At 68.9% G+C, this 22164-nt stretch carries 21 protein-coding genes and 1 pseudogene; 14 read left to right on the top strand and 8 right to left on the bottom strand.

Annotated features, from left to right (window positions below):
- Nucleotides 1-12: 12 nt before the first annotated feature.
- Together CEB94_RS40375 and CEB94_RS04570 are read right to left on the bottom strand one after the other, a co-directional pair.
- Nucleotides 13-345: a hypothetical protein gene (locus CEB94_RS40375; protein ID WP_218945893.1), complete on the bottom strand. Its 333-nt coding sequence runs from the start codon at nt 343-345 to the stop codon at nt 13-15.
- A gap of 647 nt (nt 346-992) precedes the next feature.
- Nucleotides 993-1487 carry an Lrp/AsnC family transcriptional regulator gene (locus CEB94_RS04570; RefSeq protein ID WP_175430931.1) on the bottom strand — a complete coding sequence of 165 codons (495 nt, stop codon included), beginning with the start codon at nt 1485-1487 and terminating at the stop codon, nt 993-995.
- A gap of 574 nt (nt 1488-2061) precedes the next feature.
- Between CEB94_RS04570 and CEB94_RS04565 the strand changes: the two genes are divergently transcribed.
- The 9 genes from CEB94_RS04565 to CEB94_RS04530 all read left to right on the top strand — a co-directional run bounded on the left by CEB94_RS04565 (nt 2062) and on the right by CEB94_RS04530 (nt 12087).
- Nucleotides 2062-3195, top strand: a complete 1134-nt coding sequence (locus tag CEB94_RS04565; RefSeq protein ID WP_175430930.1) for a trans-sulfuration enzyme family protein — start codon at nt 2062-2064, stop codon at nt 3193-3195.
- A 298-nt stretch (nt 3196-3493) separates the two neighbouring features.
- The gene (locus CEB94_RS04560) at nt 3494-5809 is read left to right on the top strand and encodes a transketolase-like TK C-terminal-containing protein (RefSeq protein ID WP_175430929.1); all 2316 of its coding nucleotides are present in this window, start codon (nt 3494-3496) and stop codon (nt 5807-5809) included.
- 81 nt (nt 5810-5890) lie between these two features.
- On the top strand, nt 5891-7033 hold the full coding sequence (gene solA / locus CEB94_RS04555) for an N-methyl-L-tryptophan oxidase (protein ID WP_175430928.1): 1143 nt from the start codon (nt 5891-5893) through the stop codon (nt 7031-7033).
- 75 nt (nt 7034-7108) lie between these two features.
- A complete protein-coding gene (locus CEB94_RS04550; protein WP_175430927.1) occupies nt 7109-8212 on the top strand; it encodes an ABC transporter substrate-binding protein in 1104 nt (367 codons plus the stop codon).
- On the top strand, nt 8205-9344 hold the full coding sequence (locus CEB94_RS04545; protein ID WP_175430926.1) for an ABC transporter ATP-binding protein: 1140 nt from the start codon (nt 8205-8207) through the stop codon (nt 9342-9344). Before CEB94_RS04550 ends, CEB94_RS04545 begins: the two co-directional genes overlap by 8 nt.
- Nucleotides 9345-9349: 5 nt before the next feature.
- A complete protein-coding gene (locus tag CEB94_RS04540) occupies nt 9350-10243 on the top strand; it encodes an ABC transporter permease (protein ID WP_175430925.1) in 894 nt (297 codons plus the stop codon).
- Nucleotides 10240-11106 carry an ABC transporter permease gene (locus CEB94_RS04535; RefSeq protein WP_175430924.1) on the top strand — a complete coding sequence of 289 codons (867 nt, stop codon included), beginning with the start codon at nt 10240-10242 and terminating at the stop codon, nt 11104-11106. Before CEB94_RS04540 ends, CEB94_RS04535 begins: the two co-directional genes overlap by 4 nt.
- Nucleotides 11107-11322: 216 nt before the next feature.
- On the top strand, nt 11323-11448 hold the full coding sequence (locus CEB94_RS41650; protein WP_281292495.1) for a hypothetical protein: 126 nt from the start codon (nt 11323-11325) through the stop codon (nt 11446-11448).
- Between the two features lie 375 nt (nt 11449-11823).
- Nucleotides 11824-12087, top strand: coding sequence for a hypothetical protein (locus CEB94_RS04530; RefSeq protein WP_175430923.1), 264 nt, complete (start codon nt 11824-11826; stop codon nt 12085-12087).
- Between the two features lie 17 nt (nt 12088-12104).
- On the opposite strand, the gene CEB94_RS42175 is transcribed toward CEB94_RS04530, so the two are convergent.
- Together CEB94_RS42175 and CEB94_RS04520 are read right to left on the bottom strand one after the other, a co-directional pair.
- On the bottom strand, nt 12105-12440 hold the full coding sequence (locus tag CEB94_RS42175; RefSeq protein ID WP_425472537.1) for an alpha/beta hydrolase: 336 nt from the start codon (nt 12438-12440) through the stop codon (nt 12105-12107).
- A gap of 211 nt (nt 12441-12651) precedes the next feature.
- Entirely contained in the window at nt 12652-15180 is a 2529-nt protein-coding gene (locus CEB94_RS04520) for a SpoIIE family protein phosphatase (RefSeq protein ID WP_246111721.1), read from the bottom strand.
- A gap of 345 nt (nt 15181-15525) precedes the next feature.
- Between CEB94_RS04520 and CEB94_RS04515 the strand changes: the two genes are divergently transcribed.
- Entirely contained in the window at nt 15526-15981 is a 456-nt protein-coding gene (locus CEB94_RS04515) for a hypothetical protein (RefSeq protein ID WP_175430920.1), read from the top strand.
- A 62-nt stretch (nt 15982-16043) separates the two neighbouring features.
- A pseudogene (locus CEB94_RS04510) lies at nt 16044-16883 on the top strand (transposase family protein).
- A gap of 84 nt (nt 16884-16967) precedes the next feature.
- Here the strand turns inward: CEB94_RS04510 and CEB94_RS04505 are convergent.
- Nucleotides 16968-17177 (bottom strand): hypothetical protein, encoded by a 210-nt coding sequence (locus CEB94_RS04505; RefSeq protein WP_175430919.1) that lies wholly within the window; start codon nt 17175-17177, stop codon nt 16968-16970.
- Nucleotides 17178-17546: 369 nt separating this feature from the next.
- Here CEB94_RS04505 and CEB94_RS04500 point away from each other — a divergent pair, with 369 nt between their 5' ends.
- The gene (locus CEB94_RS04500) at nt 17547-17966 is read left to right on the top strand and encodes a pyridoxal-dependent decarboxylase (RefSeq protein ID WP_246111719.1); all 420 of its coding nucleotides are present in this window, start codon (nt 17547-17549) and stop codon (nt 17964-17966) included.
- On the top strand, nt 17887-18117 hold the full coding sequence (locus CEB94_RS40715; RefSeq protein ID WP_246112232.1) for a hypothetical protein: 231 nt from the start codon (nt 17887-17889) through the stop codon (nt 18115-18117). Before CEB94_RS04500 ends, CEB94_RS40715 begins: the two co-directional genes overlap by 80 nt.
- Nucleotides 18118-18430: 313 nt before the next feature.
- Here the strand turns inward: CEB94_RS40715 and CEB94_RS04495 are convergent, their stop codons facing one another.
- Complete coding sequence (locus CEB94_RS04495; RefSeq protein ID WP_175430918.1) at nt 18431-19285, bottom strand: LysR family transcriptional regulator; 855 nt, start codon at nt 19283-19285, stop codon at nt 18431-18433.
- 68 nt (nt 19286-19353) lie between these two features.
- Between CEB94_RS04495 and CEB94_RS04490 the strand changes: the two genes are divergently transcribed.
- On the top strand, nt 19354-20259 hold the full coding sequence (locus CEB94_RS04490; protein ID WP_175430917.1) for an EamA family transporter: 906 nt from the start codon (nt 19354-19356) through the stop codon (nt 20257-20259).
- Between the two features lie 284 nt (nt 20260-20543).
- Here CEB94_RS04490 and CEB94_RS04485 read toward each other — a convergent pair whose 3' ends face one another.
- Nucleotides 20544-21281, bottom strand: coding sequence for an HAD family hydrolase (locus CEB94_RS04485; protein WP_175430916.1), 738 nt, complete (start codon nt 21279-21281; stop codon nt 20544-20546).
- Nucleotides 21278-22084 carry a DeoR/GlpR family DNA-binding transcription regulator gene (locus tag CEB94_RS04480; RefSeq protein ID WP_175430915.1) on the bottom strand — a complete coding sequence of 269 codons (807 nt, stop codon included), beginning with the start codon at nt 22082-22084 and terminating at the stop codon, nt 21278-21280. The genes CEB94_RS04485 and CEB94_RS04480 overlap by 4 nt, the downstream gene beginning before the upstream one ends.
- Between the last annotated feature and the right edge of the window lie 80 nt (nt 22085-22164).

The following is a 22164-nucleotide window of genomic DNA, read 5'->3' as shown; positions in this document are numbered from 1 at the left end:
CCCTCCCCGGGGTCATCGCTCGTCGTTACCTGGAAGTTCCTCGGCGAGCGTCATGTTCACGGCAGTGTTGGCATGCGCGATGGTCGTATCGATGAGGGGAACGGGACTGTCATGGGCCGCTGTGCACATTCTCCTGGTGCTCGTCTCCTGCGACCAGAACGTGTTGCCCTCCCGGGCCAGCCGGTCACCCACCAAGTCCGACCGGCCCTCACGCTGATTGCGTTCGATCTCCTCGAAGTCGGTCTGTGCCAGCGCGAGATTCGCGCTGTACTGCCGGCGCGGTTGGGTCGACGGCGTCGATCGGCGGCTGGTCGAAGCACGTAACGCTGAAGCCGGGCGGTGCATCCAAGACGTTCAACGGTCACCTTGAACAACTACACCGTGAAGCACATCGACGTCGGCTACAGCAAGCATCTACGCCGCCGAGCAGCCCGTGCTCAAGGGGTACGTCCTCGGCGAGTGGGAGACCGTGGCATGGGGCCACACCCCCAGCGCAACGGCAGCACCCACTCGTTCGCGGCGCTCGCGGTGGACAAGACCCTCAAGGGCGGCGCCAGCGCCACGTGCAAGGTGAAGGTGTCCCTGCCAAAAGCATTGGGACAAGAAGGTCACCAACGTCAAGGCCACCGCCGGCGCCGAGGGCAACAGCAATTTCCTGGTCTGGCGCTTTCGTCGAGACAGGCCGTACAGATCCTTCCCCTTCCCCTTCCCCGCCGACGGGGGAGGGGACGTTGCCGTGCTGAACGTCTGAGGCGGGCCAGCTCCAGCTGGACCTTTTGAGGTGGTGAGCAGGTTCACGCCGTGGTGGTCCACGATCCGGCCGCCGATCACGAACAGCCCCTGCTGGCATGGCGCTGCGCGGCGGCTGGCCGAGGCCCGCGCACTCAGTGCGCGTAGTCACCGTCGGCGCCCACGGCAGGGCGAGCACCACCCACGGACGCGCTCCACGTACGGCTGGTCTCGGCGCGCGGCAGCGCGTCAACGCCGGGCGGTCAGTGCGGAGCGCCGGACGTCTGGGCCGGCAGGATCAACGATCGTTGATGTACCTCGTGGAGTACCAGCAGCGTCCGGGTGGCGGCGACTCCTGGAACGCGGCGTACGTCGACGTCGATGAAGGACCGCAGGTGTTCGGTGTCGCGCAGCCTGGCCAGGATCAGCAGGTCGAACTCGCCGGCGATGTCGGCGGCGTACTCAACTTCCGGTATGGCGCTGAGTTGGGAGCTGATCGAGGTCCACGCCGGTTTCAAAGGATCGGGTGACGTCTTGAGCAGCAGGAACGCGGCGAGAGTGAGCCCGACGCTCTGCGGGTCGACGCAGACGGTCAGGCTGTGGATCACTCCCGTCTCCCGCATCTGTGCGAGGCGCGCGTACGCCGTGGCGCGGGACACCCCCGCTGCCTGACTCAGTGTGCTGATGGGTGCCCGGGCGTCGGCCTGGAGCGCGCGCAGCAGGGACAGATCGATGTCATCGACCGGACGATCAACCACGTTTGACCTCTTTCGCTGTCTCATCGTTCATCATGTTCAGCCGGTAGCGCTGTTCTGTCCAGCTTTATCGCCAAACTCTGGACCGTCTTTCCAGGGTGTTTTAGCTTAACGGAAACCCGCAGCTGGAAGTCGGCCCGCGAAGTGGGGGGCCGCGAGGATACTCCCCTCCCCTTATCCCTGACATTCGATGCGCGCTGCGCGAGTGTGGCACCGAGGAGCAGCATGCCGAGCTCATTCTTTCCCCCACGGCCCGCCCGTCCGTGTGCCGGCGCGGTGGCCCGCGGTTTACGGTGACGGTAATCCGTATGGTTCGCTGCCTGTAGTGGAAAGGTGGCTTTCGCATTGCTTCCGCATTCAGTGACAGGGCTGCGGGCCGCGGTACGCCTTTGGCTGTGAAGTCGACCTGTTCTGGTGTGAAGTTCGCGGCAATGATCACGGATCGGTGGGGCATTCCATCATTTCAGCCTGCGCCGAAACCGGATCGCCGGACCAGATTCCGTCGAAGCCCCAGCATAAACAAACCCGCCAATTTCCTGCCCGTCGTACTTGAATTGTGCCCTGAATGGAGAATGCTGTGACGCAGCACGACAACCATGGCCTGGCAACTCGGCTCGTACATGCCGGCGACCCGCAGAACCCGCGACGCTCGGTAGCCGTGCCCGTGGTCGACTCCGCGGCGTTCGTCATGGAGAACTACGCCCACCACATGCAGATCGAAGAGACGCTGTCGACGGCGCCGTACTACTCCCGGGGATACAACCCGACCGTGGAGGCGCTGGAAACCAAGCTGGCCGCCATCGAATCCGCGCCTGCGGCGCTGGCCTTCAACGCCGGAATGGCCGCGATCTCCACGACCCTGCTCACCCTGGGCCGCAACGGCGGCCACATCATCGCGTCCGACAAGGTCTTCTCCACCAGCACGCGCTGGTTGCAGGAGAATTTCAGCACCTTCGGCGGTGAGGTGACGTTCGTCAACTGCAACGACCTGGCAGAGGTCGAGGCGGCATTCCGTCCGAACACCCGCGCGGTGTTCTTCGAAGAGTTCACCAACCCCTTGCTCAACGTACTCGACCTCGAAGGCCTCATCGCCCTGGCCCACGCACATGAGGCGCTCGCCGTGGTGGACAACACCTTCGCCTCCCCGGCACTGTTCCGGCCCTACGAGTTCGGCGCGGACCTGGTCGTGCACAGCGCCACGAAGTACATGTCGGGACACGGCCGGGTGCTGGCGGGCGCGCTGTCGGGGCACCAGGCACTGATCGTGGAGATCGCCGAGCTCCGCCGACAGATGGGCACGATCATCACCCCGCACAACGCGGCCGGGATCCTCCAGGGCCTGCAGACCCTGGACCTTCGAGTCGGCCGGGCCTCCGAGACCGCACACCGCCTGGCACTGCTCGCGGTCGATCACGAGGCCACGGCGGACGTCTACTATCCGGGGCTGCCCGGGAACGTCGGACACGACATCGCCACCAGGCTGACGGGCGGCCGCTACGGCGGCATGCTGTCCTTCACCCTCAACGACCAGAGCAAGAAGGCAGCCGTCTACGACGCCTTCGAGCTGATCATCAGGGCGACCAGCCTCGGCGACGTCGCCAGCCTCGTCGACAGCACGGACGACCCCGACGTGCTCCGCATCTCCGTGGGAATCGAAGACCCCGACGACCTCGCCGCGGACCTGGAGAAGGCGCTCAACGCCGCCCTCTAGGCCGCCGAGCAGCCGCGTCGGCCCTCGGCGCACGGCGATCACCGTCACATACGGACGTTCGCTTGCGGTACGCCGACGCTGTGGCCGCCGGCCACAGCGTCGGGCAGGCGCAGCCGCGCCGGCCGGTGCGGCAACGGCGTCGCACGGCACATGAAGAGCGGCACATGAAGAACTGCACCGGCGACCCGGCCGACGCGGTGGAGCACCCTCTCGGCGCGGTGCTCGGCCCTGACCCACCTGGCGCACGGACGCGGAGCCACCGCGTCCCAACGCCGTCATCCCCAAGGAGGCCCGCATCATGACGACGTCGATCGAGCAGCCGGTCCCAGCTCGGCCGGCATCCGAGGACGCGACCCTGCGCGCGATCCGGAACCGGGTGCTCTGGCTGTCCACCGCGATCGTCCACCACGCCAACCGCGTCCGGCCCAACCCGTACGGCATGAAGGTCGGCGGTCACCAGGCGTCCAGCGCGTCGATGGTCTCGATCATGACCAGCCTGTGGTTCGAGCACCTGCGACCCGGCGACCGGGTCTCGGTGAAGCCGCACGCCTCCCCGGTTCTGCACGCCGTCAACCACCTCCTCGGCGACCTGGACGCGTCCTACCTCACGACCCTGCGTCAGTTCGGCGGCCTGCAGAGCTACCCGAGCAGGTCCAAGGACCCGGACCCGGCCGACTACTCGACCGGCTCGGTCGGCATCGGCGCCACGGCTCCGGTCTGGGGCGCACTGGCCCGCCGGTACGTAGACGGGCACTTCGGTGCCGGCGGAACCGGCAGGCAGTACTCCCTGGTCGGTGACGCGGAGCTCGACGAGGGAGCGGTCTGGGAGGCCGTCCTCGACCCGATGGTCGCCGAGCTCGGCGAGGTCGTGTGGATCGTCGACCTCAACCGGCAGTCCCTGGACCGGGTCGTACCCGACATCGGCGCCTCGCGGCTGCAGGGCATGTTCGCCGCGGCCGGGTGGCAGGTGATCACCGCGAAGTACGGAAGCCTCCTGGAGGAGACATTCCAGCGCCCCGGTGGGGAGGCCCTCCGTGCGCGCCTCGACACCATGAGCAACCCGGAGTACCAGCGACTGCTCCGCTGCGACGTGGATGAGCTGCGTACCCGCCTGCCCGACTCCGACATACTGCGGTCGCTGGTCGACGGTCTCACCGACGATGTGCTCCTCGAAGCGCTGGGCAGCCTCGGCGGCCATGACCTGACCGCGCTGCGCCAGGCGTTCCACGACATCGACGAAACACGCCCGACGGTGATCTTCGCCTACACCGTCAAGGGCTGGGGCCTGGCCAGCCAGGGCCACCCGCAGAACCACTCCGCGCTCCTCACCGAACAGCAGATGGCCGAGCTGGCGACCCGTCTCGGGACGAGCCTGGACGACCCCTGGCACGGCTTCGAGCCTGGAACGCCGGAGGCGCTGCTGTGCGCCGCGACCGCCGCTCGGCTGCGGCGCACGCCGGTTCCGGCACTGCCGACCGTCACGGTCCCGGCCGACCTCGGCCGTACGCCGACCGGCCGGGCGACGACCCAGGCAGCCCTCGGCCGGGCACTCCTCGACCTCAACCGAGCCGCACCCCAGACCGCCGCACGTGTCGTGACGGTCAGCCCGGACGTCAGCTCCAGCACCAACCTCGGCGGCTGGGTCAACAAGGTCGGCGTCTGGTCGCCGACCGCCCGCCCCGACTGGTTCGCCGACGACGCCGAGACCATCCTGCACTGGCGCGAGCAGCCCACCGGCCGCCACCTCGAACTCGGCATCGCCGAGACCAACCTGGTCGGTGTGCTCGGTGAGCTCGGCGCCACCTGGTCGCGCTGGGGCCAGCCGTTGCTGCCGATCGGGGTGATGTACGACCCCTTCGTCGAACGCGCCCTCGAACCCTGGTCGTTCGGCATCTACGCGGGCGGCCAGTCGATCCTCGTCGGCACCCCCTCCGGCGTCACACTCGCTCCCGAAGGGGGCGCGCACCAGTCGATCAAGACCCCGTCGATCGGTCTGGAGCAGCCCGGGTGCGTGTCGTACGAGCCCGCGTTCGTGCTCGACGCCGAGTGGACCCTCCTCGCGGCCCTGAACCAGCTCGGCAAGCCCGGCGGCTCCTCGGCATACCTGCGGCTCTCCACCCGAAGCGTCGACCAGGCACTGGCCGTCGTTCCGCAGGACCCGGCCGCGCGTGAACACCGCAGACGCCAGGTCGTCGCCGGCGCCTACGCGCTGCGCAAGCCCGCGGACCCGGCCGTGACCATCTGTGCCATGGGCGCACTCCTCCCCGAGGCACTCCAGGCCGCCGAACGCCTGTCGGCGCTCGGCCACGAGGCCGAGGTCGTCTGCGTCACCAGTGCCGACCTGCTGTTCCGCGCGGTCCAGGCACGAGCCGGCCGCGACGAGTCCGCGAGCTGGATCCTCAACGCGGTCCTCCCCGCCGACCGGGCCCGGCCGATGGTGACGGTGCTCGACGGCCACCCGCACACGCTGGCCTTCCTGGCCGGTGTCAACGGGGTTCCGGCTTGCCATCTCGGAGTGACGCGTTTCGGCCAGTCAGGAAACCTGCAGGACGTTTACCGCTACCACGGAGTGGACGTCGACAGCATCATCGCCGCCGGCCTGGACCTTCTCTGAAGCGGAATCCCGGGTTACGTTCCCGGGACTCTCGGACGGCGTGAACAGGAAGTCCATTTTCCACCTTGACGGAAGGATGTCATGAGTACTCCGAAACGTGTCGCGGTGATCGGTGCCGGCGGCAGCATGGGCAGTCAGACCATGTGGCGACTGGCCGCCCGCGGTGCCGAGGTCGTCGGCTACGACCGGTACGCCCCGGGGCACGATCGAGGTGCGGCCGGCGGCGAGTCCCGGATCTTCCGCTCCGGCAACCTCTGGGACGCCGCGTACCTCCCGCTGCTGCGCCTCGCGGACCGGATGTGGGAGCAGCTCCAGCAGGAGACGGGCCGGGTGCTGCGCACGCGCAACGGCTGCCTGGTGATGGGGGAGACCGCATCGCCGTCCATGCAGGTCCTGCTGTCCTCCATCACCGACCACGGTCTCAAGGACAACGAGCTCCTGGACCGGGCCGAGCTCGCCCGCCGCTACCCCCAGCACGTCCTGCCCGAAGGACACACGGCCGTCCTCGACCGGGCCGGCGGCACCATCAGGCCCGAGGCGTCGGTCCAGGCCGCCGCCGAGCGGGCCGGGCAGCTGGGTGCCCGGCTGCACCGCTACACCACCGTGCGGGAGGTGACCCCCCGGCCCGGTGGCGGCGTCGACATCGTCACCGACCACGGCACCGACCACGTGGACACCGCGGTCGTGACCGCCGGCCCCTGGATCAACACGCTGCTCCCGGACCTCTCGCGTGAGGTGCAGATCCACCGGGTGATCAGCTCATGGCACATCCCCACCACCCACGACTGGTTCGCGGGCGGCGCCCCCGCCTTCGTACGCAGTGCGCCGCACGCCTGTTACGGACTGCCCTCGCCCGACGGCGTCTCCGTCAAGATCGGGCTGTCCCGCGCCCACTATGCCCAGGTTCCTGATCCCGAACGGCTGGACCGCACGGTCGACCCGTCGGAACTCGGCCTGTTCCGCGAGTTCATCCGCGAGTTCATGCCCGACCTCAACCCCGACCCCATACGCCTGTCCGTCTACATGGAGGGCTACACCGAATCGGGAAACCCACTCGTCGGGCACCTGCCCGGACAGGACGACCTCATCGTCATGGCCGGATTCTCCGGCGGCGGATTCAAGTTCTCACCCGCCATGGGCGAAATCGCCGCCGACCTCGCCCTCGACGGCACCACCGAACACCCCATCGACTTCCTCGCACCGACCACACTCGGCGCCGTCTGACCCCGCACGCCCCCGCACTGCCCACCCCGCATTGCCTACTCCCCGTATCCACTCCGCATCGCAGGAGACGCTCCGATGGAAGCACAACGGATAGGCCGCAGAACTCTCTTCCGCACCGCCGGCGGTCTCGCCGCCGCTGCCGCCCTGCCGACGCTCGCCGCCTGTGGCAGCGGCACCAGCCGCGCCGCGTCCGGCGGCGGCAAGGGCGGCGGCAAGACGGTGGTCGTCCGCAACAGCGGCGGTTCCTGGGGCGACGCCTGCCAGAAGGCGATCTTCACGCCGTTCACCGCGGAGACTGGCATCAATGTCCAGGTCACCAACGTCGAGGGCACCCAGATGCTGGCGCAGTTCAAGCAGGGCCGTCCCCAGTTCGATCTCATCGACATCGGGATGATGGACCTCGCCAAGTTCACGGCCCTGGACGCCCTGGAGAAGCTGGACCTGGACCGGATCAAGAGCCTGAAGAGCGCGAAGATCCCCGAGCCCCAGGTCACCGGCCATGCCGTCGCCTACAGCCTCTACGCCAACTGCATGGGGTACCGTACCGACGCCTTCGGCGGCAAGAAGCCGGAGTCGTGGGCGGACTTCTGGGACACCAGGGCGTTCAAGGGCAGCCGTTCGATGTGCAGCGCGGACGGCGACCTGCCGGAGCTGGAGTTCGCGCTGCTGGCGGACGGCGTCCCGATGGACAAGCTGTACCCGCTCGACGTGGACCGCGCCTTCAAGGTGCTGAGCCGGCTGCGGTCCGACATCAAGAAGTTCTGGGACAGCGGCCCTCTCCCGGGTGTGCTCCTCAGTCGTCAGGAAGTGACGATGTCCACCGTCTGGGACGGCCGGCTCGCCGTTTTGCAGAAGCAGGGCGTCCCGGTCGCGAGGCAGCTCAACGGCGCCCGCCGCCAGTTCCAGGGGTACGGCATCGCCAAGGGCGCGGCCCACGTGGACGCCGCCTACCAGCTCATGGACTACTCGCTGCGCCCCGAGGTCCAGGCCAGCCTGGTCAAGCTCTTCCCGTCGAGCCCGTCTTCCCCGGTGGTCTACGGCAAGCTCACCGAGGAGGAGCGCAATTCACTCGTCGGTGCGCCGCAGTACTACGACAAGGGTTTCGACCTGGACGTCGACTGGTGGCTCAAGAACGAAGCCGCCGTCAACAAGCGTTGGTTGGAGTGGGCTCGTGGCTGAATTCGGTGTGGCAGCACCGTCCGTCGAGGTGGCCGGCGGCAAGCCGGCCACCACGACCGGCAAAGCGCTGTCGGTAGTCGCCCTGCGCAAGACGTACGGGGACGTCGTCGCCGTCGACGAGGCGTCCATGGAGATCGCCGCCGGGGAGTTCGTCACCTTCCTCGGCGCCTCGGGGTCGGGCAAGACCACGACCCTGATGATGATCGCCGGGTTCTGCGAACCCGACTCCGGCACCATCACCGTCGGCGGCCGCGACGTCACGCGGTTCGCCCCGCAGAAACGCAACCTCGGTTTCGTCTTCCAGCAGTACCTGCTTTTCCCGCACATGACCGTCCATGAGAATGTCGCCTTCCCGCTCACGCTGCGCGGAGTGCCGAAGGACGAGATCCGCAGGCGGGTCTGGGAGACGCTGGAGATCGCCGGTCTGTCCGGCTTCGGCAACCGCAAGCCCCGTGAGCTGTCCGGCGGTCAACAGCAGCGCGTCGCCCTCTGCCGCGCGCTGGTCTACCGGCCGCCGGTCATCCTCATGGACGAGCCGCTCGGCGCCCTGGACAAGAAGCTCCGCGACCAGCTCCAGGTCGAGATCAAGACCATTCAGCAGGAACTCGGTCTGACCGTCATCTATGTGACGCACGATCAGGAGGAGGCGCTGGTCATGTCCGACCGCATCGCGGTGATGCGCAACGGCCTGATCGAGCAGTTCGACACGCCCAGGGAACTGTTCGAACGCCCGAGGACCCCGTTCGTCGCGGACTTCCTCGGCGCGGCCAATTTCCTCCCCGGCCATGTGCTGCAGAACACCGACGAGCACACCGTGGTCCGCCTGGACCAGTCCGGCGGCCTGCTGAAGGCACGCCGCCACGACCTGGCCTCGGGAACCCAGGTCAAGGTCGCCGTCCAGCCGGGCCGATTGCGGGCCTGCGCCCTGGACGAAGGCTTCTGCGCGGGCACGGTGGAGACCGCCGCGTATGTGGGCACTCTGGTGCGCGCCGGCGTACGGGTCGACGGCGGGGACGCGCCGCTGCTGCGCCTGGAAGTACCCGCCGGCCGCGGACCCGTCACCGGCGAGCGGATCGGGATCACCGCCGACCCGGAGGACGTCAACCTCTTCCCCACCGAACAGGGAGGTTGAGCAAAATGGCCGCCCTCACCGCCACCGCCCCCGCCCGTCCGCGCAAGTGCCTGGCCTCCCGCAGGACCCGGGTCGGCCTCCTCTACGCCCTGCCGGTCGTCGTCTTTCTGCTGGTGCTGTTCGTCTACCCCATCTTCAGCACGTTGTTTCTCAGCCTGAAGAACACCGACGGCTCGCTCACCCTGCACTGGTACGCCGAGGCGCTGACGGGCGTCAACCTCTCGGTCCTGTTCACCACGGTGCGGATCTCCGCGGAGACGGCGCTGTTCAGTCTCGTCTTCGGGTTCGTCCTGGCGAACGCGATCTCCCGGCTCAAGCCCCTGTGGGCCGGTGTGGCCATGCTGATCGTGGTCGTCCCGCACTTCATCAGCGCCCTGGTCCGCACGTACGGCTGGATCATCCTGCTCGGCGACAAGGGCCTGGTGAACGAGACCATGGCCCATCTGTGGGTTCCCGGGGCGCCGTTCCAGTTGCTCTACAACGAGATCGGCGTGGTCATCGGCACCACCTCGGTGATGCTGCCCTACACCGTGCTGTTGCTGTACGGCGTGATGCGCGGCGTGGACCGCCGCCTGCTTGCCGCCGCGGCCAGCATGGGCGCCGGGCGCGTGACCATCTTCCGCCGGGTCTACCTGCCGCTGGTCGCCCCTGGCCTGGCCAGCGCGGGCCTGCTCAGCTTCATCCTCTCGCTGGGCTACTACATCACCCCGGCCCTGATGGGCGGCCCGCAGCAGACGATGATCGCCACCCTGATCAACCAGCAGGTGATGAAGCAGAACCAGTGGAACGGGGCGGCCGCCGAGGGCGTCGTCCTGCTGCTGATGACCTTCGCCGGACTGCTGCTGGTCAAGCTCGTCACGTCCCTCGGTGCCAGCGCCAAAAAGAGGAGCACGTCATGATGGAGCTGCGCAGCACACTCACCGGACGGATCGTCCTGACCGCGGTCGCCACCGTGATCCTGCTGTTTTTGGCGCTGCCGATCGTCGTCATTCTCGTCACCTCCTTCAGCAGCAACGCCTTCGGCTCCTTCCCGCCGGACTCCTGGACGCTGACCTGGTACAAGGCGCTGTTCGCCGATGGCAGCAAGTGGCCGGCCGCAATGTCGATGAGCGCGCTCATCGCCTGCCTCAGCACCGTGTTCTCGCTGATCATCGGCGTGACCGCGGCGACCGCGCTGACCCGCAGCGAACTGCCGCTGCGCTCCGCGGTCTACGCCCTGGTCCTCGGACCGCTGCTCATCCCGCAGATCGTCACCGCCCTGGGCCTGTTCCTGCTCTTCGAGCCCGCCTCCATGCTGGGCAGCCCGCTCGCCATCGCCCTCGGCCACACCGTGCTGGCCTCACCGATCGCGGTACTGATCCTGGTGGCGACCCTGCGCGGGATCGACGAGCGACTGGAGGACGCCGCGGCCAGCATGGGCGCCGGGCGCATGACGATCGCCCGGCGGATCACCTTCCCCCTCGCCGCCCCCGGCATGATCGCGGCAGCGGTCTTCTCCTTCATCACCAGCTTCGACGAGTTCTACATCTCCCAGTTCCTGTCCTCGATCAACACCGTCACCCTGCCGGTGCAGGTCTACAACTCCCTGACCTTCGACATCGATCCCAGCGTGACCGCGGTCAGCGCGATTCTCATCGCCTTCGCGATCCTCGCCCTCGCCCTGGTGGCCGTGGTGCGCTGGCTCGGCTCCGGACGGCAGAACGCCCTGCTGTCGGTGGAGACCACTGCGGGTATCGCCCCCACCGGAGGTGAGGCCGCTTGACCGGCACCGTCCCGAGCGGAGGCGGACGTGGTTGACCAACTCGTCGTTTCTGCACCGTGGCAGCGTGCCACCCGGCGCCGAACGTATCGAGAAGCTCGTGGACACCGTGTATGCGACCGAGGAGGAGCTGCCTCTCGTCCTCCCCGGCGCGGACACCCTGCTGGCCCGGTCGCCATCACCCCTGCAGTTCGCGATTCCTGGGCCGACGACGCTCACATGGAGCCTCGGTGGGTTGACGGGGCAGCCGCGATCGTGGACTCCTTCCTCTTCCCCTCTCTCGTCGACGACCCCAACGTCACCCTGACCAACTGGCGCGGCGCCAGCGTCACCCCAACTGTCTGAAGGCGCGTAGCTGGAGGACGCGACTCTCTCCGGCTGTGCGCCCGGCAGTGTGGTCAGCGCGGTTGTGTCACGAGCCGGATCCGACCGCGGATGCCGAGCGAGGCAATGCCATGAAGACTAGGACTCACCGCCATCCGTATCCTGAGATGACCCTTTCTGCGGCAGTCAGGTCGTGGAAAGATCCCGACTATGCAGCGCCACCCGATTATTAGTGGCAGCGTGCCGACCCGGAGCTGACCAGGAAGATCCCCGGTTACCCGTCGTCCGCACGCAGACCTCTCGCATTCCGCGAGGGGTCTTTTTGTTTTCGCTACCCGCGCCCCTGACACAAGCGGCCTCACCCGGCCGAGAAGACCAGACAGGAAACAACTCGCCATGCAACACGACGACTCCCGCGTCTCCCGCCCCACGGCCCCGGAGAACGTATCCCGCACCCTCACCGTCACGCTTCGGCACAGCCGAGGGGCCTTGGGGCGGATCGCTGCCTCGCTGAGCAGCACGTCGGTTACCGCACTGTCGTACGCGGTGGCGGACGTGGCGCGGGCCACCGCCGAGATCAGAGTGGCCCAGGCCGATGTGGCCCGGGCCCGCGCCAGACTGAACCGCATGATCGATGTGGTCAGCGTCTCCGAGGCGTGAAGCCAGCGTCTGAGGTGTCACGGCCCGTGCCCAACTGCCGGGCCACGGACCTCGCCCAGGGCGGTGGGGGTGGCGTTGTCGTAGCGGCTCTGCACCAGCCGTACCGGGGTGGAAGAGCCGCTGAGGGACCGGGCCGGACTGGAGTGCCCCCCGACCGGCCAGCCCTCGCAGCCGAGGGTGGTGTTCAGGGCGTTGAGTTCCGGCGCGGCCCCGCAGTTCGGGGCTTGTCGCGTGGACTGCCCGCTCGCGCGGAGCGGACAGGGAGGCCACCGCGGCGCTGCGGTTGCCTTCTCGGCGATGGCCCGACCACCCGGCGCGAGGCCCGGCCCAGCCGAGCCGCTTGGGCAGATCACCCACTTCAGCGCCACATCGTTGTTGTCGCCCCCTGTTTTCTCTCCGCCCCTTACGGCGCCGACTTCTGCTCGATCCGCCGCCGGAGTCCGTTGGCCGAGCTTCAGTAGCTCTGTCTTCACACGGACGACCACGGACGAAGATCACGGGCAGCCGCCCCCTGGCCCGGGCCGCGTGTCTCGCGTGCGCCCTCCTGGGCGGCGCATCTGGTGGTCAGCCCTTGGCAAGGCCTGCCGTGTGCGTGGGCGGAGCGTCAGGCAGCGGCTGCTCGGTCCAGATGCACTTGCCGTCGAACATGTAGCGGACGCCCCAGCGTTGGCTGAGCGCGGCGATCAACTGGAGTCCGCGTCCACCTTCGTCGGTGTCCCGGGCACGGCGGATGCGGGGGGTGGTGAGGCTACCGTCATAGACCTCGCAGATGAGGGCCCGGCTGCGGACGAGCCGTAGTCGCAGCGGGCCCTTGGCATGGCGCACGACGTTGCCCACCATCTCGCTGGCGAGCAACTCCGTCGTCATCACCAAGTCGTCCAGCTGCCATTCAGCCAGTTGGCTGCGGATGTGCGCGCGGGCCTGGCCGGCCGCGACCGGATCCTCTGGAAGCGTCCAGGTGGCCATGGTCTCAGCGGGCAGCGCATGGACACGGGCGACGAGCACGGCCGCGTCGTCATCTGTGTGCTCGAGTTCGGGGAGCATGGCGGAAGTGAGCGAGGCACACAGCTGGTCCAGACGCTCGACCTCGTTCGTCTGCTCCTGCCCGTCCGACCACGTGCGCTGCCCGGCCGGCTCTGACGCAGGCCTCGTGGTGTCCGATGGGATGGCGAGGGCGGCAGTCAGCTCCGCGATGCCGGCGTCGATGTCGCGATGAGCGGACTCTACGAACCCGTCTGTGTAGAGCACCAGGAGGCTGCCCTCGGGCAGCACCAGTTCGGTGGTCTCGAACGGGGGTATGGCCGCTCCCAGCGGCGGATCGGCTGCCAGGTCGAGGAGACGGACCGTGCCGTCGGGGTCCACCACGGCCGGCGGGGGGTGCCCGGCGCAGGAGGTGACACAGGTTCCGGTTGCGGGGTCATACAAGGCGTACAGGCAGGTGGCGTAGAAGTCTTCGCCCAGATCGCTGACCAGGTCGTTGAGGTGCGACAGCACCTCGTCGGGAGGCACTTCGAGACCGGCGAAGGCGTGCACCGCGGTGCGCAGTCGGCCCATGGTGGCTGCCTCCGACAGACCGTGGGCCATGACGTCGCCGATGACCAGCGCGACGCGATCGCCGGACAGAGGGATGACGTCGTACCAGTCGCCGCCGAGCGCGCCCTCGCTGGCGGGATGGTAGCAAGCGGCGGCGGTGACCGCGGGCAGCAACGGCAATGCGCGCGGAAGCAGTCCACGCTGCAATTCCTGTGCGCGATGGTGCTCGGCGTCGTACAGCCGGGCCCGCTCAAGGGTCTGAGCCAGCAGTCCGCTCAGCGCGATCAGCAGCCCACGCTCAGCATCCTTGAGGCGGCGCGGTCGGTTGAAGGAGATGACGCAACCGCCCACGACGCGCCCGGAGACCAGAAGCGGAAGAAAGGCCCATGCGCGCTTTCCCCCCAAGGCCGCGAAGGCGCCCAGCCCGGGAAAGTGGGCCTGAAGCTCCTGCGGTGAGTCGATGAATTTCGGCACACCGTCGCGGAGCGCCTGGTTGAGAGGGCTGTTCTCAGGCTGGTCGCGAAGCCGGTCGACGTACGAGCGGGGGTAACCGACCGATTCGACAGTCTGGACCCCGCCGGGGCCGAAGGCCTGCACGATCAGCCCGGTGGCTCCGAAGAGCGGCAGCACCCGCTCTGCGACGGCACTGACCACGTCCTGCACGGTGAGCGCCTCGGCCAGCGCCCTGGTCAGCCCCCCGATGCGTGCGGTGCGCTCGGCGGCCGCGCGCTCCTCGGCGGCATGCCTGGCCCGCTTCTCCCGCTTCTCCGTGACGTCGCTCAGATAGACCGTCCAACCGTCGGGCACGGGGATGATCCGCAGGTGGTACCAGCGCCGGCTGGTCGGCGACCGCACATCGAGACCTGTGGCGATGTTGTCTACCGCAGCCCTGCGACACCGCGCCTCGAGACCGGGCACTCCGACCGCCGGCAGCTCCCACAACGCTCGGCCACTGAGGTCGCCCGAGGGGCCGAGAAGTTCCTGCGCCCGTTCGTTGACATACATGATCCGCCCGGACGAGTCGACTGCGAGGAAGCCGTCGCTCATGTGCTGCAGCGCGCGGCCGACCGAGTCCCATGCAGCCCGCGCTTCGGTGGTCTCCCACAGGCGGCCCACCATACGGGCCGGCCTGCCATCGTCTCCCTCGATGATCCGGCCCCTGGCCTCTACCCACCCCACGCTGCCGTCGGGACGTCGCACTCGGTGCCTGACCATGTACTCTCCGCCTTGACGCAGGGCCTGCTCCGCCTGGGTCACCACGGTCGGCAAGTCCTGGGGATGGATCAGCCTGCGCCAAGTCTCGATCCGCCCGTCGAAGAAGTCCGGCGAGATGCCGAGCACGAGGGGCATCTCGTCGTCCCAGACGATGTCGCCGGTGTGTATGTTCCAGTCCCATGCCCCGACACGGACGGTTTCCCGTGCCTCCCAGAGGGGTGGTGGTGCGGCGTGCTGGTCTCCCGTGCCGGGCCCCAGCCGGTCTGCGACCGACCGGGCCGCCACTTCGAGGCGGCTCTTCTCCACGGCGGTGAGCGGCCCTGGCCGGGTGGTCAGGATGGCCATCACTCCGACCATGCGTCCCTCGCGGCACAGCGGAACAGCTGCCACACCTGTGTGTGCGGCGAAGGACCGACCGAGTGCCGTCGGCAGCCACACCACTTTGCGGCGCGGATCGCCCGGGCGGTGGCCGCCTCAGTGAGATCCGTGCATCGTGAAACGTGCAGGTGAGGTGGGCTGGTGTGCGGGCGAGTTGCCGTGCTCGTGCCGGTCGGCGGCGGGTGTCCATGGTGAAGATCGTCTGCCCTGTCGGCTGAGGCGGTTCTCGGGTTCCGCTGCGCTCGTCTCGGGACCGCTCCTACGATCCGTGACCGGAGCGGTACGCGGTGAGATCGCGGGAGGGTGCAGGGTATGGGAGACCTGGAGCGGATCACCGCTCGCCGGAGCGAACTGGACGCGCTCGCCGAGGAGTTGGCCAAGCAGCAGCAGGAAGTCCAGGCCGAGCGGGAGGAACTGCTGGTCGCCGAGCGGGTCCTGAACCGGCTGGCCGAGCAGGACCGGGCCGAAGCGGAAAGCGCCGTGGCCTCCTCCCCGGCGCCCGCCCGGGTGGCGGGAAGGGCGGTCCTGCTGATCCCGCACCGCGGCGAGGGCCTCGACGAGGCCGCGCTGCCCGGCGATTACCGCAAGATCCTGGCGATCGTACGGGCCGCGGACCGGCCGGTGCAGGTCAGGACGGTGGGCGAGGAACTGGGACTTGAGACGGCAGCGCGCGGGAAGCTGGAACCGCTGCGCGCGAAGATGACCAGGCTCGCCGATCGCGGCTGGCTGCACAAACGGCCCGACGGACGGTTCACCGCACGCCGGTAGCCACACCGGGACGGAGAGTCGGGGCGTAACCGGCGGGCCCCCGACGGCAGTTGACGTGTTTCGTGAAGAACAACACCAGCCCCGTCGAGGGCCCTGACGGCCTTGTCTGCACCGCCCGCCTGCCGCTGTCGAGCGCCACCCTGAACTACCTCGCCACCGTGATACGCGGCCACTTGAAGAAGATCGGTTCGCGGTGGCGGGCCCTGCCCGCGGTGAAGATCGCCGGCATCGTGCTGGCGGTGCTGCGCTGTGACCAGCGGCCCGGTGACCTCACCGGCGGGAACGCAGTGCACCGCACCACCATCACCCGGTGGGTGCGGGAGGCCGTCGGCCTGCTCGCCGCCCGCGCCCCGCGCCTGGACCGCGCACTCAAGAAGATCGCCCGAACGGGTGGCGGGGTGGTTCTGCTCGACGGCACCCTGATACGGACCCGGCGGCGCACCGGCACGGCGAACCGGAAGGACTACTCCGGCAAGCACAAATGCCATGGCCTGCTGGTGATCGCGCTCACCGACGACCGGGGCCGCCTGCTGTGGGTCTCGGCGGCCCGCCCCGGACGATCTTCGGAGATCACCGCCTGCCGCCACGACCAGCTCACCGCGAAACTGCGGGCGGCCGGGCTCGGCGCCATCGCCGACCTGGGCTTCGTCGGCCTCGACGACAGTGGCCCGGACACCGACCCGACGGTGATCACCGGCTACAAGGCCGCCCGTAACCGGCCCCTGACCCGAGGGCAGAAACTGTCCAACAAGGCACTGGCCGCGTCCGGGCCCCGGTCGAGCACGGCTTCGCCCATCTCAAGAACTGGCGGGTTCCTCGGCAAGGTCCGCACCGACCCGAAGTGGGCGACCATCCTGGTCAGGGCCCTGCTGGTCCTGACGAACCGCGAAGTCTCCCGATGACCGACGATCTTCACCGAAGTCATCCACCCGCGACCGGCACGAGTATCGCGAACCCCGCGCACACCAGACCCGCGACCTGCAACTTCACGATGCACACTGCTCAGTGACGATGCGTGCCGCCTCCGGGAGAAGGGAGGAGTCGCCGGGTGTTCCGCTGGTCACCGCTGCTCCCAGGCGCCGACTGCCTTCAGGCCCGTCGAAGCACAGGTACACCGTGCCGCCGACGGCACCGAGGGCGGCTACGGTCTGCTGCAGCGCCAGTCGCAGCGAAGCGGTTCCTCGTGCTTCGTCCACCTTTACATCCTTGCACCGCGCGACCGGACATGGGTGTGGCGCAAGCCTCGGCACACCGCAGTGCCGCGGGCTCCGAGACGAGCATGGCTCCGCAGAGAGCGTGCCATCCGCGAGGTTGGCGGCTTCCTGTGCGGCCCGCCCAGCGATATGACGGGCCACCTCACTCTGGCCCAGCACTGGCGCGCGTCCGCAAGGTCAGGTCACTGATCGAGCAGAGCGTCGTATCGCCGATCACGACCGCGCTCGGTAGCCTTCTGGATCATCCGCCGCGAATCTCGGGGAGGAGACACGGTGGGGGACTGGCCGCGCGGGGGCCGGTCTTGGTCGTCGCGGCGTTTGCCGATCGCCAGGACCAGCGCGAGAGCGGCGATGCTGGTCGCGGAACGCCGGGAGCTGTTCCGGGGCGTGGAGGAGGCGGACTCCCTGACCGTCGACCCGCACAAATGGCTGGGGTTCGCGCCCTTCGACGCGTGCGCCCTGCTGTACCGCGACCCCCGAGCGGCTCGGTCGGCCCACGCCCAGGACGCGGAGTACCTCGAGGTCCTCGATGGCACTCCGGGCTGGAACCCGCGGACTACGCCGTTCATCTCACCCGCCGTGCCCGCGGACTGCCTATGTGGTTCTCGCTGGCCACGCACGGTGCCACTGCATACCGCGAAGCCATCTCGCGTTGTCTTGCCCTGGCCGGGAGATCGCGGCCGAGATCGCCGTGAGGCCTCATCTGGCCCTGGTGCGCGACCCCGAACTCTCGGTGGTCGTCTTCCGGCGCGAGGGCTGGACCGCCGCTGACTACGCCGCCTGGTCGGACCGCTTGCTCGAGGATCAGGTCGCCCTCGTGGTCCCGAGTTCTCACCAGGGGGCGCCGGTCACCCGGTTCGCCATCGTCAATCCCACGACCACTCGGGAGCAGTTGGTCACGATCTTGGACACCATGCAATAGGTGTGGGGCTTTGCCGTCCGGCGAGGAGGGGTGGCCCGGCGAGCATGGATGGCGCAGCGTCAGGGAAGGAAGAGGCCCCGTAGCCAGGCCCGGTCGAGCACTCTGCCCATCAGATGCGGGGCCGCCCTGCAACGCCGGAGATGTGACTAGCAAGCTGCTGCCTGGCTGCACACAACCGACGCGCTCAGGGCAGGGGCACACCAAGTGCCGGCTGGTGACACGATCACGCAAGCGAACGCCGCCCCGAAGGGCACCGTTGAGAGCGTCCGTCGGTTCGCCACGGGATGGCCGCGCTGACATGACGCACATCTGGTCATCCCGCCCGGTAGAGCGTCGTGAGCAGCTCGATCGCGGCCTGGGTAGCGGGATGCGGGTCGTCCCGCCACCAGGCGAGCCGCACCGCGATCGGCTCGGCGTCGCGCACCGGCCGGTAGACGATGCCGGGACGCGGGTACTGGTGCGCGGTCGACTCGGCCGTCATACCCACATAGCGTCCGACGGAGATCGCGGTCAGCCAGTCGTCGACGTCGTTCGTCTCCTTGGTCGCCGGACGGGAGTCCGGCGGCCACAGCTCCGTCATGGTGGTGCCCGTCCTCCGGTCGATCAGCAGCGTTCGCCCGCCGAAGTCGGCGAGTCTCACGGAGCGGCGCCGGGCGAAGGGATCGTCGGACGCCACGGCGCACAATCGCCTTTCCAACCCCACGATGGCGGAGTCGAAGCGGCGGTCGTCCAGTTGCCTGCGTACCACGGCCAGGTCGCAGGCCCCCTCCGCCAGCCCGGCTGTGGAGGAGTTGACGCGGACGAGCTGCAGTTCCGTCTCGGGGCGCAGCTCGGCCCAGCGGCGCTGAAAAGCCAGCGTATGGCGGCCGACAGCAGACCAGGCGTAACCGACCCGAAGGTAGGCATGACCTGAGGTGGCCTCCCGAACCAAATCGTCCACCTCTCCGAGCACACGCCGGGCATGCCCCACCACGCGCAGCCCTGTCCCCGTGGGACTCACCTCACGGGAGGTCCGCCGCAGCAGCCGTACACCGAGGGCGCGTTCGAGGGAGGCCAGCGTGCGGGACACGGCGGCCTGGGAGACTCCTAGCGCGATGGCGGCGTCGGTGAAGCTGCCCTCGTCGACGATCGCGACGAGACAGCGCAACTGCCGTAGCTCCACATCCATGACCCAAGCGTATAGATAGCGAGGCTGATGCATTTTGTACATGGCCCGTGTGGTCGCAGGATCGGGGCATGCAAGCAGCCCCCGGACGCTCGGCAGGACCCGCGCACCAAACCGTCACGTCGCCCTCCGCCCCGAAACCCTTCGGAAAGCGCCTGGCCGGCGTGGTGACCATGCTCGGCAGCGGCCTGTCCAACCAGACCGGCGCCGCGATCGGCTCCCTGGCCTTCCCCGTTCTCGGCCCTATAGGTGTCGTCGCCGTACGCCAGTATGTCGCTGCGATCGTCCTGGTGGCCGTTGGCCGGCCCCGTCTGCGCACCTTCACCAAGGAGCAGTGGTGGCCTGTCCTGCTGTTGGCCTTGGTGTTCGGAACAATGAACCTGTCCCTGTACAGCGCCATCGACCGCATCGGCCTCGGCCTCGCGGTGACCTTGGAGTTCCTCGGGCCGCTCAGCATCGCCCTCGCCGCCTCACGCCGCCGCGTGGACGCGTGCTGTGCGCTGATCGCCGCGGCGGGCGTCGTCACGCTGATGCGCCCGCAGCCTTCCACCGACTATCTGGGGATGGGCCTCGGGCTGCTGGCCGCCGTTTGCTGGGCGTCGTACATCCTGCTCAACCGCACCGTCGGCCGACGCATCCCCGGAGTGCAAGGATCGGCGGCCGCCTCCGGATTCTCCGCCCTGATGTTCCTGCCGGTCGGAATCGTCCTGGTCGTCGAGCATCCTCCGACCGCGGGGGCAGCCGCTTACGCCCTCGCCGCCGGCGTCCTCTCCTCAGCTGTCCCGTATCTGGCAGACCTCGTCACCCTGCGCCGGGTACCGGCCCAGACCTTCGGGCTCTTCATGAGCGTCAACCCCGTCCTGGCGGCCGTGGTCGGCTGGATCGTCCTGGGCCAGAGCCTGGGCTGGACCGAGTGGGCCGCCATTTCAGCCATCGTCGCCGCCAACACGCTCAGCATCCTCACGACCCGTACCTGACGGCACGCATGGGCGCGCTCCGTCGCCTACCTCTGGGCAACGGTGCCGGTGACACCGCGCCGCGCTCGCCGAGCACGGCGCGGTGAGCCGCCGGACTCCGCCGGTGGCGTCCTGACGCCTCTGTGCGGGTCGACCGCACGGCCCTCAAGCGGAGGCAGCGTGCGCGAGCGGCAACTGCGGCTCACCGAGCGGCGACGCGCCACACGTTTTCCTTACGGGTCCCGGGCGCGATAGTGGAGGGGCGTTCGCCGCCCCCTCGTCTCCAGCCGTCGCCGGGCGGTAGGTCAGGCCACGAGCCGGAGGACTTCGGCCAGGCCCCGGTCGCCGGTGCGTTGTTCGGCCGGAAGGATGTAGGCACGCAGGCCGCAGGCTGTGGCGGCGCCGTCGCGAACCGGGTTGTCGCCGACCATGAGGGTGGCGCGGGGGTCGGCGCCGAGGTCTGCGCACGCCTTGAGGAACAGTTGTGGATCGGGCTTTTCGCGGCCTACCTCGCAGGAGATGACGCAGACGTCGATCAGGTCCTCCAGCCCGGCGTGGGCCAAGTGGACCCGCAGGTCCCAGGCGAAGTCGCTGACGATGCCGATGCGCAGTCCGCGGGCGCGCAGGGCACGGAGTGTGGGCTGGGTGTCGGAGTAGGGCAGCCAGGCGTCGGGGGCGGTGAGTTCCCCATAGGCCGTTTCCTCGACGCCCCGCAGGAAGTCTACGTGCTCCCACCAGCCGCGCATGGCACGGCGGTGCTGGTGTGAGGAGAGGTCGCGGCCCTCTTGGAGGGCGGCGACGGCGGGCAGCCGGAAAGCGTCCCGCAACTGCCGTGCGATCTCGGGCACGGCGCCCTCCTCGTCCAGCGCGGCTGCACGGCCGCATGCCGCGCCGACTCGGTGCAGCCACGTCTCCAGGTCGATCATCTGGAAGATCGTGTTGCTGAAGTCGAAGAGGACGGCCTCGACCGGCGGGACGGGAGCGGCCATCTGCGCGGCGGTGGGCCGGTAGGCGCTGGGGGTTTCGAACAGGGCGTGTATCACGGCGTGTTGTCTCCGGGATCGACTGTTTCGACCGGAACACCGAGGCTTTTCAGGGCCGCGATCTCCGCGTCGGAGGTGCCGGTGTCGGTGATGACGGTCTCGTAGTCGGCCACCGTGCCGTACGCGTGGGTGGCGGTCTTGCCGAACTTCGAATGATCCACGAGGAGCAGGGCCCGCTCGGCGGAGGCGAGCATGGCCAGCTTGACCTCGACGTACTCGCTCAGAGGGTGGAAGAGCTGGCCCGAGAGGACGGCGGTGGCTGACATCAGGGCCACGTCGGCGCGGATACGGGAGAGGGCGCGGGTCACCTCGGGGCCCGTGCAGGAGTTGAAGTCGCCGTGATACCGCCCGCCGAGCAGGGCGACCTGCACTCCGGGGGCGGAGCCGAGCCGCTGCGCCAGGCCCACCGAATTGGTGACGACGGTCAGCCGGTCGAGTTCCGCGAGGGCGGGGGCCAGGGGGAACAGGGTGGTGGAGTCGTCCATGAGGACCGTGCTGCCGGGCCTGATGCGGCCGAGCGCGGCGCGGCAGACAGCGGCCTTCGCCGCGAGGGCGGTGCTCTCGCGGAAGCGGGTCGCTGTCTCCATGGTCACCGCGGGGAAGGGGACGGCCCGGCCGCGTTCCTTGCGGAGAAGGGAACGCTTGGCGAGGTCGTCGAGGTCGCGGTGCATCGTCATCAGGCTGACGCCGAAGTGGTCGGCGAGCTCGTCTATGCGGGTCTCGCCGTGTTCCACGACATGGCGTAGGACGGCCTGACGCCGCTCCTCCACAGCGGCCTGCGACGACCGGGTCCTGGCGACCACTACGGCTCTCCCTCCCCTTCGTTTCCTGTGTCCGGCGCGCGGCTGGGGGCGGGCCGTGCTGCGTCAGCCTCGCGGTGCGT

The organism is Streptomyces hawaiiensis (assembly GCF_004803895.1).
GTDB lineage: Bacteria > Actinomycetota > Actinomycetes > Streptomycetales > Streptomycetaceae > Streptomyces > Streptomyces hawaiiensis.
The sequence above is the reverse complement of the archived record's forward strand: the minus strand, read 5'-3'. Positions and strand labels throughout refer to the sequence as shown.

What these genes read in the sequence shown, in the direction of transcription:
- CEB94_RS40375 (WP_218945893.1), bottom strand. Translation starts at nt 345, where the DNA reads ATGCACCGCCCGGCTTCAGCGTTACGTGCTTCGACCAGCCGCCGATCG.
- CEB94_RS04560 (WP_175430929.1), top strand. Translation starts at nt 3,494, where the DNA reads ATGACGACGTCGATCGAGCAGCCGGTCCCAGCTCGGCCGGCATCCGAG.
- solA (WP_175430928.1), top strand. Translation starts at nt 5,891, where the DNA reads ATGAGTACTCCGAAACGTGTCGCGGTGATCGGTGCCGGCGGCAGCATG.
- CEB94_RS04550 (WP_175430927.1), top strand. Translation starts at nt 7,109, where the DNA reads ATGGAAGCACAACGGATAGGCCGCAGAACTCTCTTCCGCACCGCCGGC.
- CEB94_RS04540 (WP_175430925.1), top strand. Translation starts at nt 9,350, where the DNA reads ATGGCCGCCCTCACCGCCACCGCCCCCGCCCGTCCGCGCAAGTGCCTG.
- CEB94_RS04535 (WP_175430924.1), top strand. Translation starts at nt 10,240, where the DNA reads ATGATGGAGCTGCGCAGCACACTCACCGGACGGATCGTCCTGACCGCG.
- CEB94_RS41650 (WP_281292495.1), top strand. Translation starts at nt 11,323, where the DNA reads ATGGAGCCTCGGTGGGTTGACGGGGCAGCCGCGATCGTGGACTCCTTC.
- CEB94_RS04530 (WP_175430923.1), top strand. Translation starts at nt 11,824, where the DNA reads ATGCAACACGACGACTCCCGCGTCTCCCGCCCCACGGCCCCGGAGAAC.
- CEB94_RS04520 (WP_246111721.1), bottom strand. Translation starts at nt 15,180, where the DNA reads ATGGCCATCCTGACCACCCGGCCAGGGCCGCTCACCGCCGTGGAGAAG.
- CEB94_RS04515 (WP_175430920.1), top strand. Translation starts at nt 15,526, where the DNA reads ATGGGAGACCTGGAGCGGATCACCGCTCGCCGGAGCGAACTGGACGCG.
- CEB94_RS04500 (WP_246111719.1), top strand. Translation starts at nt 17,547, where the DNA reads ATGCTGGTCGCGGAACGCCGGGAGCTGTTCCGGGGCGTGGAGGAGGCG.
- CEB94_RS04495 (WP_175430918.1), bottom strand. Translation starts at nt 19,285, where the DNA reads ATGGATGTGGAGCTACGGCAGTTGCGCTGTCTCGTCGCGATCGTCGAC.
- CEB94_RS04490 (WP_175430917.1), top strand. Translation starts at nt 19,354, where the DNA reads ATGCAAGCAGCCCCCGGACGCTCGGCAGGACCCGCGCACCAAACCGTC.